Genomic DNA, 14,345 nt, shown 5'->3' with positions numbered 1-14,345 from the left:
TTCCGCGGTCGGGCCCGCGCCGGCTCCGGCGGCGGGATGGTGGGATACAGTTCGGATCACCGTCTTATTAATCATTCCCTCGTGACCGCGACGTTGTTTCAATGCCGCTATGCACCAGTCTCGTTCTCTTACCGCATGTTTCCGACTCCGGTCGGTCGCGATGCTTCTCGCTACCGCCGCTGTCGGGATAGCGCTGACCGGGTGCGACAGCAGTGACGGGCCCGGTGGCGCCGCGCTCGACACGCCGCTACCCACCGAGGTTCCGCCGGGCACCACCCTGGTGGTCGCCGACCAGCAGGAGCGTTTCCAGACCGCGCTGCGCGCCTCCGGTGAACTGGAGAAACTGCCGTTCGAGGTGGAGTTCGCGAATTTCATCGGCGGCCCGGAGATCCTGGAGGCGTTCCGGGCGGGGGCGGCCGATGTGGCGCCGGTGGGTGATGTGCCGCCGATCCATGCCCTGGCCGCCGGCCAGGACGTGCCGATCATCGCCGCCTATCAGACCGATCCGGCGGGGATAAAACTCGCTGTCGCACCAAATGTCCTCGCGACCCGGCTGACCGATCTGAAGGGTAAGAAGATCGCCTATGCCGAAGGGACGGCTCAGCAGGCGGCGGTATTGCGCGCCCTGGACATAGCCGGTCTGACCACGTCCGATGTCGAGCTGGTGCGGCTACAGCTGGCCGATTTCAATGATGCGGTCCGCACCGGGCAGGTCGATATCGCCCCGCTGAACGAGCCGCGGCTCACCCGGTTCCTGCGTACTCCGGGCGCGACCGTGATCGCCGATTCGGAAGCCACGGGTATCTATTACGGCGTGGGTTATCTGTACTCCCGGCGGGAGGCGACCCAGGATCCGGCGAAGTCCGCCGCGCTGCGCGCCCTGGTCGGGGCCTTCGTGCGGGCGTTCCACTGGACCAATACGCACCAGGACGAGTGGGCCCGGATCTACTACATCGAGAATCAGAAGCTCAGCGCCGACGACGCCGGCCGGATCGTCGATTCACTCGGGGAGTTCACCTTTCCCCATCTGGATCAGAAACTGATCGATGCCCAGCAGGCGACCATCGATGTCATCGACGCGGCCGGTCAGCTGCCGCGCAGGGTCGAGGCCGCGGACGGTTTCGACACCCGGTTCGACCAGGTGATCAGTGAAACCGTGCCTGCCGTGGGCGCACGATTCGAACAGGAGGGGCGCTAGTGGCCACCTTGGGTATCTCCGCGGGCGCACGGGCCGATTCCGTCCCGCTCGCACCACCGGCACGGTCGGCCCGGACCGGCCGCCGGGTTCGCCTCGGGCCCGGCCGGCCGATACCGTTCGGTTTCGCGCTGGGGCCCGTACTGCTGCTGGCCGCCTGGATGATCGGGTCGCTGTCCGGCGCGCTCGATGCCGAAACACTGCCGGCGCCGTGGGATGTGGCCCGGACCGCGGGTGATCTGATCGCCGAGGGCACCCTGCAGCCCAATCTGCTGACCTCGTTGCAGCGTGCCGCGATCGGTCTCGTACTCGGGGTGGCGATCGGCGTGGTGCTCGCGCTGGTCTCCGGGCTGAGCCGAATCGGCGAAGCACTGGTCGACGGTCCGGTGCAGATCAAACGCTCCATCCCGACCCTCGCGCTGATCCCCCTGTTCATCGTGTGGTTCGGGATCGGCGAGGAGATGAAACTCGTCGTCATCACCGCCAGTGTGCTGGTGCCGGTGTACATCAATACGCATGCCTCCCTGCGCGGGGTGGACGCGCGGTATGTGGAGCTGGCGCGGACGGTCGGACTGTCCCGGTGGGGTTTCGTCCGCCGGGTCGCGCTGCCCGGTTCACTGCCGGGATTCTTCACCGGACTACGGCTGGCGGTCACCATCTCCTGGCTGGCTCTGGTGGTGGTCGAGCAGGTGAACGCCACCAGCGGTATCGGCTATCTGATGACCCAGGCACGCACCTACGGGCAGATCGACGTGATCGTGGTGGGACTGGTGATCTACGGGCTGCTGGGTCTTTTCGGTGACCTGGCCGTTCGCGCGCTGGAGCGGAGGGCGCTCGCATGGCGACAGACACTGTCGGACTGACCGTACGAGTCCGCGCTCTGCGGCGCGGGTTCGGCGACCGGATCGTGCTGCGCGGGGTGGATCTCGATATCGCGCGGGGCGAGTTCGTGGCGCTACTGGGCCGGAGCGGTTCCGGTAAGAGCACCCTGCTGCGCGCACTCGGCGAACTGGACCACGATGTCGCGGGCGACGGTGAACTGACCGTCCCCCGGGAGCGGTCGGTGGTGTTCCAGGATTCCCGGCTGCTGCCGTGGATCAGAGTGCTCGACAATGTCACCCTGGGTTTGAGCGGTCCGGGTGCCGCACAGCGCGGTCGTGACGCACTGGCCGAGGTCGGCCTGGCCGGCCGGGAGAATGCCTGGCCCCGTGAATTGTCCGGCGGTGAACAGCAGCGGGTGGCGCTGGCCCGTTCCCTGGTCCGCGAACCGGCACTGTTGCTCGCCGACGAACCGTTCGGCGCGCTGGACGCGCTCACCCGCATCCGGATGCACGGACTGCTCCAGGATCTCTGCGCCCGGCACCGCCCGGCGGTGCTACTGGTCACGCACGATGTGGACGAGGCGGTGCTGCTCGCCGATCGAGTGCTCGTCCTCGACGAGGGCCGCATCGCCGTCGACCTGTCCATCGCGCAGGTCCGCCCGCGCCGGCACGGCGATCCCGCCGTCGCCCACTATCGCGAACAACTCCTGGCCGCGCTCGGTGTCTCCACCGAACCCACTCACTACGAGGACGATGCACGATGACCGAACCACGCCGGCTGAGCCTCAACGCGTTCATCTACCCCGCCGGACACCACGAGGCGGCCTGGCGCCATCCGGCCAGCCGCCCCGACCGAATCTACGATGTCCGCTACTACCAGGAGATCGCCCGGACCGCCGAGGCCGCCACCTTCGACGCGGTGTTCTTCGCCGACGGACCGGCGCTGCGGACCAATGTGGCCTACAACGCCGCGCCCGGACTTGAACCCATCACGCTGCTGACCGCGATCGCCGCGGCGACCACACATCTGGGTCTGATCGCCACGGCGTCCACCACCTACTACGAGCCCTACAATCTGGCCCGGCTGTTCTCTTCGCTGGACCATATCTCCGGCGGCCGAGCGGGCTGGAACATCGTCACCACCGGCACCGATCTGGCCGCCGCCAATTTCGGGTTGGACCGCCATCCCGATCACACCGAACGCTACGCCCGGGCCCGCGAGTTCGTCGACGCGGTCACCGCACTGTGGGACAGCTGGGAGGACGACGCCATCCTGCTGGACCGCGCCGGCGGCCGGTACGCGGACCCGGACAAGATCCACCCCATCGATTTCGCGGGCGAACATCTGCGGGTACGCGGACCGTTCAATTCGGCCCGCACGCCGCAGGGGTATCCGGTACTGGTTCAGGCGGGCGCGTCCAACGACGGCCGCGCGTTCGCCGGGCGGTATGCCGAGGCGATCTTCACCGCGCATCAGCGGCTGAGCGACGCCCAGGCCTTCTACCGCGATATCAAACAGCGGGCGGCGGATTTCGGCCGCGCACCAGACCAGGTGAAGATCCTGCCCGGAATCAGCCCGTTCATCGCGGGGACCGAGGCGGAGGCGAAGCAGCTGGAACGGGAGTTCAACGAGCTCACCGTGCCCGAGTACGGGATCAAGCAACTGGAGTCGCTGGCCCACGAATCACTGCGCCACCTGGAACTGGACGAACCGGTACCGGTCGAATTGTTCGCCGACGCCGGTGATGTCACCCACAATTCGGCGAGTCGGCGGCAGGTGGTGGCCGGAATCGTCCAGCGGGAACAGCCGACCCTGCGCGGTCTGCTGCACCGGCTGGCGGGCGCGCGCGGGCACCGGGTCTTCGCGGGCACCCCGGAGCAGGTGGCCGACACCATCGAGGAGTGGTTCCGCTCCGGCGCCGCGGACGGTTTCAACGTGATGCCGCCCTACTACCCCGGCGGCCTCGAGGTCTTCACCGAAACCGTGGTCCCGATTCTGCAGCAGCGCGGGCTGTTCCGGACCGAGTACACCGGAACCACCCTGCGCGACCATTTCGGGCTGCCCAAACCGGCGAGCCGTCATACGCCGCAGCCGGTGGCCGGGTAGCGACGGCTAACGCGCTGCGCCGCGGTCGGACAGGGCGGTGACCAGATCAGTTGCGGCGGCGGCGAGTTCGATCCGGGCGACGTGCGGCAGGGTGGCGGCGAGTTTTCCGGCGATCGCCGCCTGGATATCGGCGCCGATCACCACTCCCTCGGCCGTCGGCGCCACCCGGCTGATCCGGCGATCGGCCGAATCCGGTTGCCGTGCCACATAACCGCGGCGTTCCAGCCGGTCCACCATGCCGGTGATATTGGTCTTGTCGCAGCCGAGCGCGGCGGCGAGTTCGCCGAATGTCGGATGCTGGGCCTGGACCAGGCAGAGCAGCGCGATCTGCTGAGCGGTGAGGCCGAATTCGCGGGCTATCGCCCCATAGAACGCGTTCACCTCACGATAGAGCCCGCCGAGGGCGGCAACCAGGTCGTGATCGTTCACTGCCACGTCGAGCAGTTTAGATGATCAACAGTTGACGAGGCAGGATAGTTAGTCGAGTATGTCGACTGTCCATATCCAGCGGGCTCGACGATATCGCCGATATCGTGGGCTTTCTCGTGTCCGAGGAGACCCGGTGGAACACCGGTGCGTCCCCACCCGCCTCGGGCGGGCGGGGCCTTCTGAGCTCCACGGGCGTAGCTAGGCGGCGCGGGCACGGGCCAGGCCCCACTCCTCGGCCAGGAGGCGGTGCGAGGTGAGACGGTCCGCGTGCCGGTGGGTGACGCTGGTGACGACGAGTTCGTCGGCGCCGGTGAGATCGCGCAGGGCGGTGAGGCGGGCGGCGACCGAGGCGGGGGTTCCGACGAATTGGGTGTTCACCCGGTCGTCGACCAGCCGCTGCTGGTCGTCGGTCAACGGCGGCGCGGAATCAGGGTCGAGATATTCCGCGGCGCCCGCGCCACTGCGGATACTCGCCACCCAGTGGCCGTAGGTGGAGGCCAGATGCCGGGCGGTCGGCTCCTGCGCGGCGACCACGACATCCGCCGAAACCACCAGGTACGGTCGCGGATAGCGCGGTGAGGGACGGAACGCCGTCCGGTAGGCCTCGACGGTTTCCAGGAGGGTCCCCGGGGACACGTGGTAGTTGGCCACGAACGGCAGGCCCAGCGAACCGGCCAGCCGGGCGCTCTCGCCGCCGCTGCTGCCGAACAACCACAGTTCGACCCCGGCGCCCTCCCCCGGCACGGCGTGCAGGGCGACGCCGTCGGCGGTCGCGTAGGTGCCGGCGAGCAGCGCCCGGATCTCCTCGACCTGCAGGGTGTAGTCGAGCGGTTCGGCGCCCGGTAGCCGCAGCGCTTCCAGCGAGGCCGCCAGGCGGGTGGTATCGCGGATCCGGTGGGGCGCGAAGGGTGGCGGGAGCACCACCCCGTCGCGGACCTCGGTCGGACGTTGCGCGGTCGGCGCGGCCGGGGCGGCCGGGGCGGCCGCGGATCGGAGCTGCCCGATCCGGTGTGCCGAACGCCCCAGGCCCAGATCGAGACGGCCGGGGTACAGGGCGTCGATGGTGCCGAACGATTCGACAACCGAGGCCGAGGTGCGGTAGCCGGCCTGGACCGCGGCCGAACCGACGCGGATGGTCTCGGTGGCGCCGGCGATGAGCGCGATCAGTTCGGTCGGCGCCGAGGAGGCGACCGCGACGAAATGGTGTTCGGCCACCCAGAACCGTCGGTAACCCCATGACTCGGCGTGCCGGGCGAGGTCGATGGTGTTGCGGATCGCCTGCCGGGCGGTGGATCCGGTGCTGATCGGCGACAGGTCCAGAACGGACAGGGGTACCGTCATGAGGCGCGCACTTTCTCGTCGGCTCGATGGGGATGGCGCAGACCCAGATGCTCGCGCAGGGTCGTGCCGGTGTACTCGGTGCGGTAGGTGCCGCGATCCTGCAGTTCCGGGATCACCTTGTCGACGAATTCGTCCAGCCCGGCCGGGGTGAGGTGGGGCACCAGGATGAATCCGTCGGCGGCGTCCTCCTGCACGTAGCGGTCGATTTCGGCGGCGACCTCCGCCGGTGATCCGACGAACTGCTGACGCGCGGTGACCTCGATGATCAGTTCGCGGATCGTCAGGTTCTCCGCCTCGGCCCGGGCCCGCCACTGCGCGGCGACCGCGCGCGGATCCCGGGCGTGCCGCACCCGGCCCCGGGTGATGGTCGCATCGTCGAGCGGTTCGATATCGGGCAGTGGGCCGTCGGGGTCGTAGGCGGACAGGTCGCGGCCCCAGACCTGTTCCAGGAAGGCGATGGCGGTGTGCGGGCCGACCTGCCGGCGCCGGATGTGCTGTGCGCGTTCCTCGGCGTCGGCCCGGCTGTCGCCGAGGACGAAGGTGGCCGCGGGCAGGATCAGCAGATCGTCGCGGTGGCGGCCGTACTTGGCGAGCCGACCCTTCATATCGGTGTAGAACTGCTGTCCCACTTCGAGTTCGCCGTGCCGGCTGAAGATCGCGTCCGCGGTGGCGGCACCGAATTCCCGGCCCTCCTCGGAATCCCCGGCCTGCAACTGCACCGGATATCCCTGCGGGCTGCGGGGCAGGACGAACGTACCCTCGATATCGAACTGGCTGCTGCGATACCGGAACTCGGGGAGCGGCGCCGTGAACACACCCTGATCGCGGTCGACGACCAGCGCGTCGGCCGGCCAACTGTCCCACAGTGCGCGGGTCGCCTCGACCACTTCCGTGGCTCGCGTGTACCGCTGGGCGTGCTCGAGGTAGCCGCCGCGACGGAAGTTCTCGCCGGTGAACGCGTCGGAGGAGGTGACCGCGTTCCAGGCGGCCCGCCCACCGGACAGGTGATCGAGGGTCGCGAACTGTTTCGCCAGCTCCAATGGTTCGTTGAAGGTCGTGTTGATGGTGCCCGCCAGGCCCAGCCGGTCGGTGACCCCGGCGAGGGCATTGAGCACCGTGAAGGTATCGGGACGGCCGACCACGTCCAGGTCGTGGATCCGGCCGCGGTGCTCGCGCAGCCGCAGCCCTTCGGCGAGGAAGAAGAAATCGAACAGTCCGCGTTCGGCCGTCCGGGCCAGGTGGACGAAGGATGCGAAGTCGATCTGGCTACCGGATTCGGGATCGGTCCAGACGGTGGTGTTGTTGACGCCCGGGAAATGTGCGGCGAGATGGATCTGCTTACCCGGCTGCGTTCTCGGCATATCAGCCCCGTTCGGTCGCGTAGCGGTTGTGCGGACGCGGCAGGCCGAGCCTGCCGCGCAGGGTGGTCAGCGGCGCCGGGAGCCGGTCCAGAAACGGGGCGAGGGCCAGTGGTCGAAGCACGATCCCGTCCGCGGCGCATTCCCGCCGCACCTGCTCGGCCAGCTCCTGCAAGGTGTCGGTAGTCCCCACATGGCGCAGACCGTCCGGGCCGGCGGTGGCGGTCCACTCCTCCAGTTCGGCCACCTCCCGCACGGCCAGTGCCGCCGTCGGCGCGAGATGGACCTCGAGATCGAGCAGCACCCGCACCTGCCCGGGGTCGCGACCGGACGCAGCCACCGCGGAGCGCAGGACCGACCGGGTCTCCGCGGCCGTGGCCGGATCCGGGGCGGTGATCCGGATGAGATCGGCGTACCGCACCGCCGTCCGGGTCGCGAGCGGACCGGAGGCGCGCACCGCGATCAGCGGCTGCCCCTGGGGCGGGCGCGGGGTGATCGACGGGCCCTTCACCGAGAAGTTGTCTCCGGCGAAATCGATGTAGTGCAGTTTGTCGCGATCGATGAACCGGCCTGTGGCGCCATCCCGAATCTCCGCGTCGTCTTCCCAGCTGTCCCACAACCGGGTGACCACCTCGATCGCCTCGCCGGCTTCGTGCCACAGCGAATCCTCGGACTGCTCGGCTTTACGGCCGAACAGGCGGGCCTGCTCGGCGCCCGGCGATACCGTCACCTCCCAGCCCGCCCGGCCGGAGGTCGCGTAGTCGAGGCTCGCGATGGCCTTGGACAGATGGAACGGTTCGGTATGGGTGACCGGGACCTGCGGGATCACGCCGAGCCGGGTGGTGGACGTCGCGACCCGGGCGGCGATACCGACCGCCTCGAGGCGTCCCCGCGCGCCGTCCGATTGCAGGGCGAACGAATCCGGCAGGAAGACCAGATCCAGGCCGGCCCGGTCCACGGCGGACGCCGCGTCGACCCAGTACCCGGCGGTGAAGAGGTCCTCGGCCCGCGAGTCCGGGCGCCGCCAGGACGCGGGATGCACTCCGGTACCCACTAATTCGACGGCGAACAGCAGGGGCGACACCTGCGTCATCAGGCGGTCCTTTCTCTCGGCCGGTGCCGGCGCGCGCCCCCCGGGACCGCCAGCAGCAGTTCCCGGGTGAACTCGTGGCGCGGCGCTTCGAAGATCTCCGCGGTCGGGCCCGTCTCCACAATGCGGCCCTCCCGCATAACCGCCACCCGATCGCTCATCCCGCGGACCACCGCGAGGTCGTGGGATACGAGCAGGTAGCTCAGCGACAGTTCGGTCTGCAGCGTGTCGAGCAGGTTCAGGATCTGTTCCTGCACCGAGACATCCAGCGCGGACACCGGTTCGTCGAGGATCACCAGATCCGGGCGCAGGGCCAGGGCGCGGGCGATGGCCACCCGCTGGCGCTGCCCACCCGACAGTTCGGCCGGGCGGCGTTGCGCGGCGGAGACGGGCAGCGCGACCTGGTCGAGCAGTTCGGCGACCCGCTCGCCGCGGGTCGATCGGTCACCGACCCCGAAGGCCCGCAGAGGTTCGGCGACTATGGCGCCGACGGTCAGTTTCGGGTTCAGCGAGGCGTACGGGTTCTGATACACGATCTGAACGCGCCGCCGCCACTCGCGCAGCCGGGCCCCGCGCAACCCGCCGATATCGGTGCCGTCGAATTCCACGGTGCCGTGGTCGGGTCGCTCCAGCCGGGCGATGATCCGCGCGGTTGTGGACTTGCCGGAGCCGGATTCACCGACGATCGCCAGGGTTTCGCCGCGGTCGACGGTCAACGAGACATCGGTGACGGCCGCGAGCGTGGTGCCGCGCGCCACCCGGAAGGATTTGTGCAGGCCGTGAGCCGACAACAGCGGTCTGACGGCGGAGGCACGTTCGGGACGGCGCGGCCGGCCCGTTCCCGAGGCGGCGGCCAGCAGCCGGCGGGTGTACTCGTGCCGCGGCTCGGTGAACACTTCGGCGGCCGTGCCGGATTCCACGATCCGGCCGTGCCGCATCACCACGATCCGGTCGGCGCGGTCGGCGGCGACACCGAGGTCGTGGGTGATCAGCAGGACCGCGGTACCCGATTCGGCGGTGCGGCCGGCCAGATGGTCGAGGATCCGCCGCTGTACGGTGACATCGAGCGCGCTGGTCGGTTCGTCGGCGATGACCAGGCTCGGACCGCAGGCCAAAGCGATCCCGATCAGTATCCGCTGGCGCTGGCCGCCCGACAGATCCTGCGGGAACTGCCGGGCCCGCAGGGCCGGGCGATCGCTTCCGGCCTCGGTCAGTATCCGGATCGCCTCGGCCCGGGCGGTACGCCGGTCCGCGCGGCCGTGGATCCGCAACGTTTCGGCGACCTGGTCACCGATGCGCAGCACCGGGTTCAGCGAAACCGCGGGATCCTGCGGTACGAAACCGATCCGGGCGCCGCGGATCCGCTGCCATCCGCGGGCCGGTAGCCGGTCGAGCCGCTCTCCGGCGAAAGTCACCCTACCGGCGGTGATCGCTCCGGCACCGCTCAACAGCCCGATCACCGCGTGGGCCAGGCTGGATTTACCCGACCCGGACTCCCCGACCACCGCGACCGTCTCTCCGGTGCAGATCGTGAGGGATATTCCGTCGACCGCGGTGGTCGACGCCGCGGCGGTACGGTATTCGACCACCAGATCCTCGACCTGTAGCAGCGGGCCCCCGGTCGCGCTCACAGCGACCACCCGGTCAGGAAGAGTCGCGGCTGCTGTTCGGCCAGTCCGGCCTGGAACCGTCGGCCGGCGCGCAGGAATCCGCGAATCCGGCGCGCCGCGGCCACCAGCGGATCACCGGCTTCCGGTCCGGCGGGTGCCGCTTCGTGGCCGGTCCACATGCGGGCGGCGGGGTGATCGGTCCGGGCACGGACGACTTCTGGACGTGTCACCGCAGTCCCTCCTGGGCGAAGGCCCGGCCGAGGCGCTGGGTGGCGAGCACCACCGCGACGATGACCAGGCCGGGTAACGTGGTCAGCCACCAGGCGGTGGCGAGATAATTGCGTCCCTCCGAGATCAGCGATCCCCATTCCGGCGTCGGTGGCGCGGCACCGTAGCCGAGGAAGCTCAGCGACGACACGGCCAGCACGGCGAGACCGAACTCGACGGCGGCCAGCGCGGCGACCGGGGCGCAGGAATTGCGCAGGACGTGCCGGAAGAGCACCCCGTACCAGCGCACCCCGCAGGCGCGGGCGGCCTCTACGTACGGTGCCTGCCGTACCCGCAGCACCTCGGCGCGCATCACCCGGGCGAACCGTGCGATGAGCGCGACACCGACGGCGAGCGCGACATTGCCGGTGCCGAAACCGAGCACCGTCACCAGAGCCAGCGAGACCAGCAGTTCCGGAATCGACAGCAGCACATCCACACCACGCATGACGAAGCTGTCCAAGGTTCCGCCCACCACACCCGACACCACCCCGAGCAGCGACCCGGCCACCAGCCCGATCGCCACGGCGAGCACGGTCGCGGTCAGCGACAGCGCGGCCGCGTGCACGACCCGGGTGTAGAGGTCGCGACCCAGATTGTCGGTGCCGAACCAGTGCTGCGGACTCGGGCCGCGGAACTTCTCGCTCGGTACACCGGTCAGCGGGTCGCCCTGGGTGAACAGGGCGGGCACGCTCGCCCAGCCGAGAACCAGGACCAGCACCGCCCCGGCGAACACCACACCGGCCGTGGTCCGCCCGCGGCGCGGTGTCCAGGCCTTCTCGCGCGGCGGTGCGATGAGTTCGCGAACCTCAGACACGGACCGTCTCCTTCCCGCGGAACCCGTCCACCACCCGCGCGTCCACCAGCGGATACACCAGATCCACCAGCAGGTTCACCAGCACGTACACCGCCGCGCCGAACACCACGATGCCCTGCACGACCGGAATGTCCTGGTTCAGCACCGCGGTCTGGGTCAGCCGACCGACACCGGCGCGCGCGAACACCGTTTCCACAATCACCGACCCGGCGAGCACCGTGCCCACCCAGACTCCCGCGATGGTGAGTGCCGGTCCGACCGCCGCGCGCAGTACATGCCGCCGCTGCACCCAGGCGCGGGACGCGCCCTTGGCGAAGGCGACCGCCACGAACGGCTGATTCCAGGTGGCGATCAGGTTGGTGTAGAGCACCTGCGCGATCACCGCGCCCACCGGCACGGCGAGGGTGATCGCCGGCAGGATCGTCCCGCTGAACCCGGTACCGCCGAACGCGGGCACCAAACGCAACTGGAACGAGAACAGATGCAGCAGGATCAATCCGACCCAGAAGGTGGGCATGGCCGCCCCGACCGGCGGCAGCGCGGTCAGCAGATCGCGCAACCGGGTGCGTTCGGTATAGGCGGCGGCCAGCGCGAGGGCGGCGCCGAACACCATGGCGAGCACCAGCGTCGTACCGGCCAGCGCCAGGGTGGAGGGCAGTGCTTCCCCGATGGCCTCGACGACGGTCTGCCCGGTACTCAGCGAATGCCCCAGGTCACCGCGCACCGCGTGGATCAGCGCAGTGGAATACTGCTCCCACACCGGTCTGTCCAGCCCATACCGGGCCTGCAGTTCGGCGACCGCGGCGGCGTCGACCGGGGTGCCGGGGTTGGCGTCCACAGCGAGCTGCACCGGATCGGCGGGAAGCAGGTACAGCACCGCGAAGGACAGAGTGAACGCCGCCCACAGCACGCCGGCCGCCTGGAGTACACGCAGCAGCACATAACGGGTCAGCGTGGTCATCGGCCGCTCAACCAGGTGTCGTAGAACTGCAGTCGTGCCGACGCCTCGAAGGTCAAGCCCTGCACCGTGTTCGCGACCCCGATGGCCTGGGCGAGTTCGATGGTCGGGATCCACAGCCCCTCGTCGAGTAGCAGCCGCTGCGCCTGTTCGATCAGCCGGCCCCGCTGCGCCCTGTCGACGGTGGCCAGCTGGCCGGACAGCGCGGCGTCGAGCTGCGGGATCGCGCCGCGGTCGTTCAGGTTCCGGGCATCCAGACCGAAATTGGTGCGCAGGATATCGCCGTCGGCGCGGGTCACGTTGTAGTAGATCGTGTCGAAATCCTTGGTGTTCTGCCGCACGGTGTAGTCGGCGATCGCGGCCGGTTCCAGCCGCAACTCCACACCCGCCCCCCGCAGTTGCTGTTGAAGGAGTTCCAGAATTGCCTGGTTGCCGGCGAATGCCGCGCTGAACAGCACCCCGAACGACAACCGTTCCCCGTTCTTGGCGCGGATACCGTCGCCGCCCGGGACCCAGCCCGCCGCGTCCAGCGCCCGCTTCGCCGCGTCGATATCGAAGCCGAGCTCCCCGCTCAGATCGATGTAGCCGGGCGTCGTATGGGCCAGTGGGCCGGTCGCGGGCCGGAACTGCGGGCCCAGCACCGTATCGACGAGTTCCTGCCGGTCGACCGCGGACAGCAGCGCGGTGCGTACCGCGCGGTCGCGCAGCGGGCCCCGCGTCACATTCGGTTGCAGACCGAAGGTGATCCCGGGGTTGGCGGCGGTGGCCACCTGTCCGCCCGCGGCTTCGATCTGCGGCACGTCCTGGGGCAGGGCGTCGCTGGTCGCGTCCAGCTGACCGGATACCAGACTGCCTGTGCGAACCCCGGATTCCGGAACCACCGTGAATTCGATCCGGTCGAGATAGGCCTCACCCTGGTGCGCGAATACCGCCGAGCCCCAGCCGTATCCGGCACGCTTTTCAAGCGTCACCGAATCACCCTGACGGTACTCGGCGTAGGTGAACGGACCGCTGCCGACGGTATCGCCGAGGCAGCGCTGTTCGGCCTCTTTCGCGGTGGTGGCGGCAGCGAGGATGCCCAGCTGCGGGGTCGAAGTCGCCTGCAGGAACTGCGCATTCGGGGTGCCGAAGCGCACCCGCGCGGTGTGCGCGTCCACCACATCGGTACCGGTGTAGCCGGCGAGGTAGGTGGCGGCCAGTGGTGCTTTGGCGCCACCCAGGACGTGCACGATGGAATCGAGCGTGCCACGGACGGATTCCGCCGTCAGCGCGGTGCCGTCGCTGAAGGTCACCCCGGCGCGGAGATGGAACGTGAAGGTGCGCGCGTCCGGGCTCACCTCCCAGCGCTCGGCCAGCCACGGCCGGATCTCGCCGGTCCTCGGGTCCTGATCGGTGAGCGAGTCGGCGATCTGACGGCTGACGTAGATCGTCTGGTTGGTACCGCCCTGCGCCGGATCGGAGCAGGTCGGCGCTTGGGAGAGGCCGTACCGCAGGGTTCCGCCGGGCTGCGGCGGACCGCTGACACCGGTCTGGGTCACCCCGCCTCCACACGCCGCGAGGGCGAACGTCGCGGCGGCTACCCCGAACAGGGCAACGGGTCGTTTCATCGAGTTCTCCGGATCGCACCGCGCCGGGGACCGGCCGCGGCATCGTCGGGCCGGTGCCGCCCGCGGCGGACTCCCGGATGCTGGACAAGACGTTAAGGAGCGACCGGCGTGCCGTCGCCGGTCTCGATCACTCTGAATCCAAACCTTCCTGCTCGGCCGCCTCGGAAATGTCCGGTCAGCGGCAGCGGTTCGCGCGGCCGCCCCGCGAGTGGCAGAGCTGCCACCCACCTGAGCCACGACCGGGCCACCGGGCCGGGACGACGGCTGACATGATCGGATCCCGGGACGACGCGAGCGAAGAGGCGGCAGCGGATGCGGATGGCGAACTGCGCCGGGAGTCGGGCGTCGCGATCGTCCAGTACTACCAGCGCGAAGGACTCCTGCCGCCCGGCGAACCGACCAGCCCAACCAAGCCCGCTACGGTCCGGCGCATGTGCGGCGGCTCGCGCTCGTCCAGGCGCTCACCGAGGTGGCCGGACTCTCGGTGGCCGCCGTGCGCGACGTCCTCACCCCGATCGACGAACCGGGTAGCTCACTGCACGACGTACTCACCGCCCAGCCGGGCCTACCGGTCGCGCCCCGCGAAACCGTCTCCGCGGCCGACCGAGAATGGGCCGCGCGCCGGATCGACGAGGTGGCCGCGGAGCGCGGCCGGCAGCCGCCGATATCGAGGCCCTCGCCGGACTGGACTCGGCCGAGAACATGGTGGAGGGCGCGGTGATCGGCACCGTCCTCGGCGACAGCC

General features: G+C 69.6%; 14 protein-coding genes. 5 read left to right on the top strand and 9 right to left on the bottom strand.

Annotated elements, in window-relative coordinates; genetic code table 11:
• Nucleotides 1-160 precede the first annotated feature (160 nt).
• Genes ACQPYS_RS12000 through ACQPYS_RS11985 form a run of 4 tightly spaced genes read left to right on the top strand, consistent with a single transcriptional unit; the run spans nt 161 to nt 4,123 of the window.
• Nucleotides 161-1,198, top strand: a complete 1,038-nt coding sequence (locus ACQPYS_RS12000) for an ABC transporter substrate-binding protein (RefSeq protein ID WP_433492635.1) — start codon at nt 161-163, stop codon at nt 1,196-1,198.
• Complete coding sequence (locus ACQPYS_RS11995; protein WP_433492634.1) at nt 1,198-2,058, top strand: ABC transporter permease; 861 nt, start codon at nt 1,198-1,200, stop codon at nt 2,056-2,058. Before ACQPYS_RS12000 ends, ACQPYS_RS11995 begins: the two co-directional genes overlap by 1 nt.
• A complete protein-coding gene (locus tag ACQPYS_RS11990; RefSeq protein ID WP_063036255.1) occupies nt 2,034-2,780 on the top strand; it encodes an ABC transporter ATP-binding protein in 747 nt (248 codons plus the stop codon). The genes ACQPYS_RS11995 and ACQPYS_RS11990 overlap by 25 nt, the downstream gene beginning before the upstream one ends.
• Nucleotides 2,777-4,123 carry an LLM class flavin-dependent oxidoreductase gene (locus tag ACQPYS_RS11985; protein ID WP_433492633.1) on the top strand — a complete coding sequence of 449 codons (1,347 nt, stop codon included), beginning with the start codon at nt 2,777-2,779 and terminating at the stop codon, nt 4,121-4,123. Before ACQPYS_RS11990 ends, ACQPYS_RS11985 begins: the two co-directional genes overlap by 4 nt.
• 6 nt (nt 4,124-4,129) lie before the next feature.
• On the opposite strand, the gene ACQPYS_RS11980 is transcribed toward ACQPYS_RS11985, so the two are convergent.
• The 9 genes from ACQPYS_RS11980 to ACQPYS_RS11940 form a co-directional block, all read right to left on the bottom strand.
• Nucleotides 4,130-4,558: a MarR family winged helix-turn-helix transcriptional regulator gene (locus ACQPYS_RS11980; protein ID WP_063036253.1), complete on the bottom strand. Its 429-nt coding sequence runs from the start codon at nt 4,556-4,558 to the stop codon at nt 4,130-4,132.
• A 192-nt stretch (nt 4,559-4,750) separates the two neighbouring features.
• Nucleotides 4,751-5,893: an LLM class flavin-dependent oxidoreductase gene (locus ACQPYS_RS11975; protein WP_433492632.1), complete on the bottom strand. Its 1,143-nt coding sequence runs from the start codon at nt 5,891-5,893 to the stop codon at nt 4,751-4,753.
• Entirely contained in the window at nt 5,890-7,254 is a 1,365-nt protein-coding gene (locus ACQPYS_RS11970) for an NtaA/DmoA family FMN-dependent monooxygenase (RefSeq protein ID WP_433492631.1), read from the bottom strand. Before ACQPYS_RS11970 ends, ACQPYS_RS11975 begins: the two co-directional genes overlap by 4 nt.
• 1 nt (nt 7,255) lies before the next feature.
• Entirely contained in the window at nt 7,256-8,344 is a 1,089-nt protein-coding gene (locus ACQPYS_RS11965; RefSeq protein WP_433492630.1) for an LLM class flavin-dependent oxidoreductase, read from the bottom strand.
• On the bottom strand, nt 8,344-9,972 hold the full coding sequence (locus ACQPYS_RS11960) for a dipeptide ABC transporter ATP-binding protein (protein WP_433492629.1): 1,629 nt from the start codon (nt 9,970-9,972) through the stop codon (nt 8,344-8,346). Before ACQPYS_RS11960 ends, ACQPYS_RS11965 begins: the two co-directional genes overlap by 1 nt.
• Nucleotides 9,969-10,181: a hypothetical protein gene (locus ACQPYS_RS11955; RefSeq protein ID WP_157107219.1), complete on the bottom strand. Its 213-nt coding sequence runs from the start codon at nt 10,179-10,181 to the stop codon at nt 9,969-9,971. The genes ACQPYS_RS11960 and ACQPYS_RS11955 overlap by 4 nt, the downstream gene beginning before the upstream one ends.
• The gene (locus tag ACQPYS_RS11950) at nt 10,178-11,014 is read right to left on the bottom strand and encodes an ABC transporter permease (protein WP_433493030.1); all 837 of its coding nucleotides are present in this window, start codon (nt 11,012-11,014) and stop codon (nt 10,178-10,180) included. The genes ACQPYS_RS11955 and ACQPYS_RS11950 overlap by 4 nt, the downstream gene beginning before the upstream one ends.
• 13 nt (nt 11,015-11,027) lie before the next feature.
• Nucleotides 11,028-11,987, bottom strand: a complete 960-nt coding sequence (locus ACQPYS_RS11945) for an ABC transporter permease (RefSeq protein ID WP_433493029.1) — start codon at nt 11,985-11,987, stop codon at nt 11,028-11,030.
• 5 nt (nt 11,988-11,992) lie between these two features.
• Nucleotides 11,993-13,600, bottom strand: coding sequence for an ABC transporter substrate-binding protein (locus ACQPYS_RS11940; protein ID WP_433492628.1), 1,608 nt, complete (start codon nt 13,598-13,600; stop codon nt 11,993-11,995).
• Between the two features lie 277 nt (nt 13,601-13,877).
• On the opposite strand from ACQPYS_RS11940, the gene ACQPYS_RS11935 reads away from it, so the two are divergent.
• Entirely contained in the window at nt 13,878-14,321 is a 444-nt protein-coding gene (locus tag ACQPYS_RS11935) for a MerR family transcriptional regulator (RefSeq protein WP_433493028.1), read from the top strand.
• The last annotated feature ends 24 nt before the right edge of the window (nt 14,322-14,345 follow it).

This window comes from Nocardia grenadensis, from assembly GCF_050942415.1.
Taxonomy (GTDB): Bacteria; Actinomycetota; Actinomycetes; order Mycobacteriales; family Mycobacteriaceae; genus Nocardia; species Nocardia grenadensis.
Note: the sequence above shows the minus strand (reverse complement) of the source record. Positions and strands in the feature narration are given on the sequence as shown.

What these genes read in the sequence shown, in the direction of transcription:
- ACQPYS_RS12000 (WP_433492635.1), top strand. Translation starts at nt 161, where the DNA reads ATGCTTCTCGCTACCGCCGCTGTCGGGATAGCGCTGACCGGGTGCGAC.
- ACQPYS_RS11990 (WP_063036255.1), top strand. Translation starts at nt 2,034, where the DNA reads ATGGCGACAGACACTGTCGGACTGACCGTACGAGTCCGCGCTCTGCGG.
- ACQPYS_RS11985 (WP_433492633.1), top strand. Translation starts at nt 2,777, where the DNA reads ATGACCGAACCACGCCGGCTGAGCCTCAACGCGTTCATCTACCCCGCC.
- ACQPYS_RS11975 (WP_433492632.1), bottom strand. Translation starts at nt 5,893, where the DNA reads ATGACGGTACCCCTGTCCGTTCTGGACCTGTCGCCGATCAGCACCGGA.
- ACQPYS_RS11970 (WP_433492631.1), bottom strand. Translation starts at nt 7,254, where the DNA reads ATGCCGAGAACGCAGCCGGGTAAGCAGATCCATCTCGCCGCACATTTC.
- ACQPYS_RS11965 (WP_433492630.1), bottom strand. Translation starts at nt 8,344, where the DNA reads ATGACGCAGGTGTCGCCCCTGCTGTTCGCCGTCGAATTAGTGGGTACC.
- ACQPYS_RS11940 (WP_433492628.1), bottom strand. Translation starts at nt 13,600, where the DNA reads ATGAAACGACCCGTTGCCCTGTTCGGGGTAGCCGCCGCGACGTTCGCC.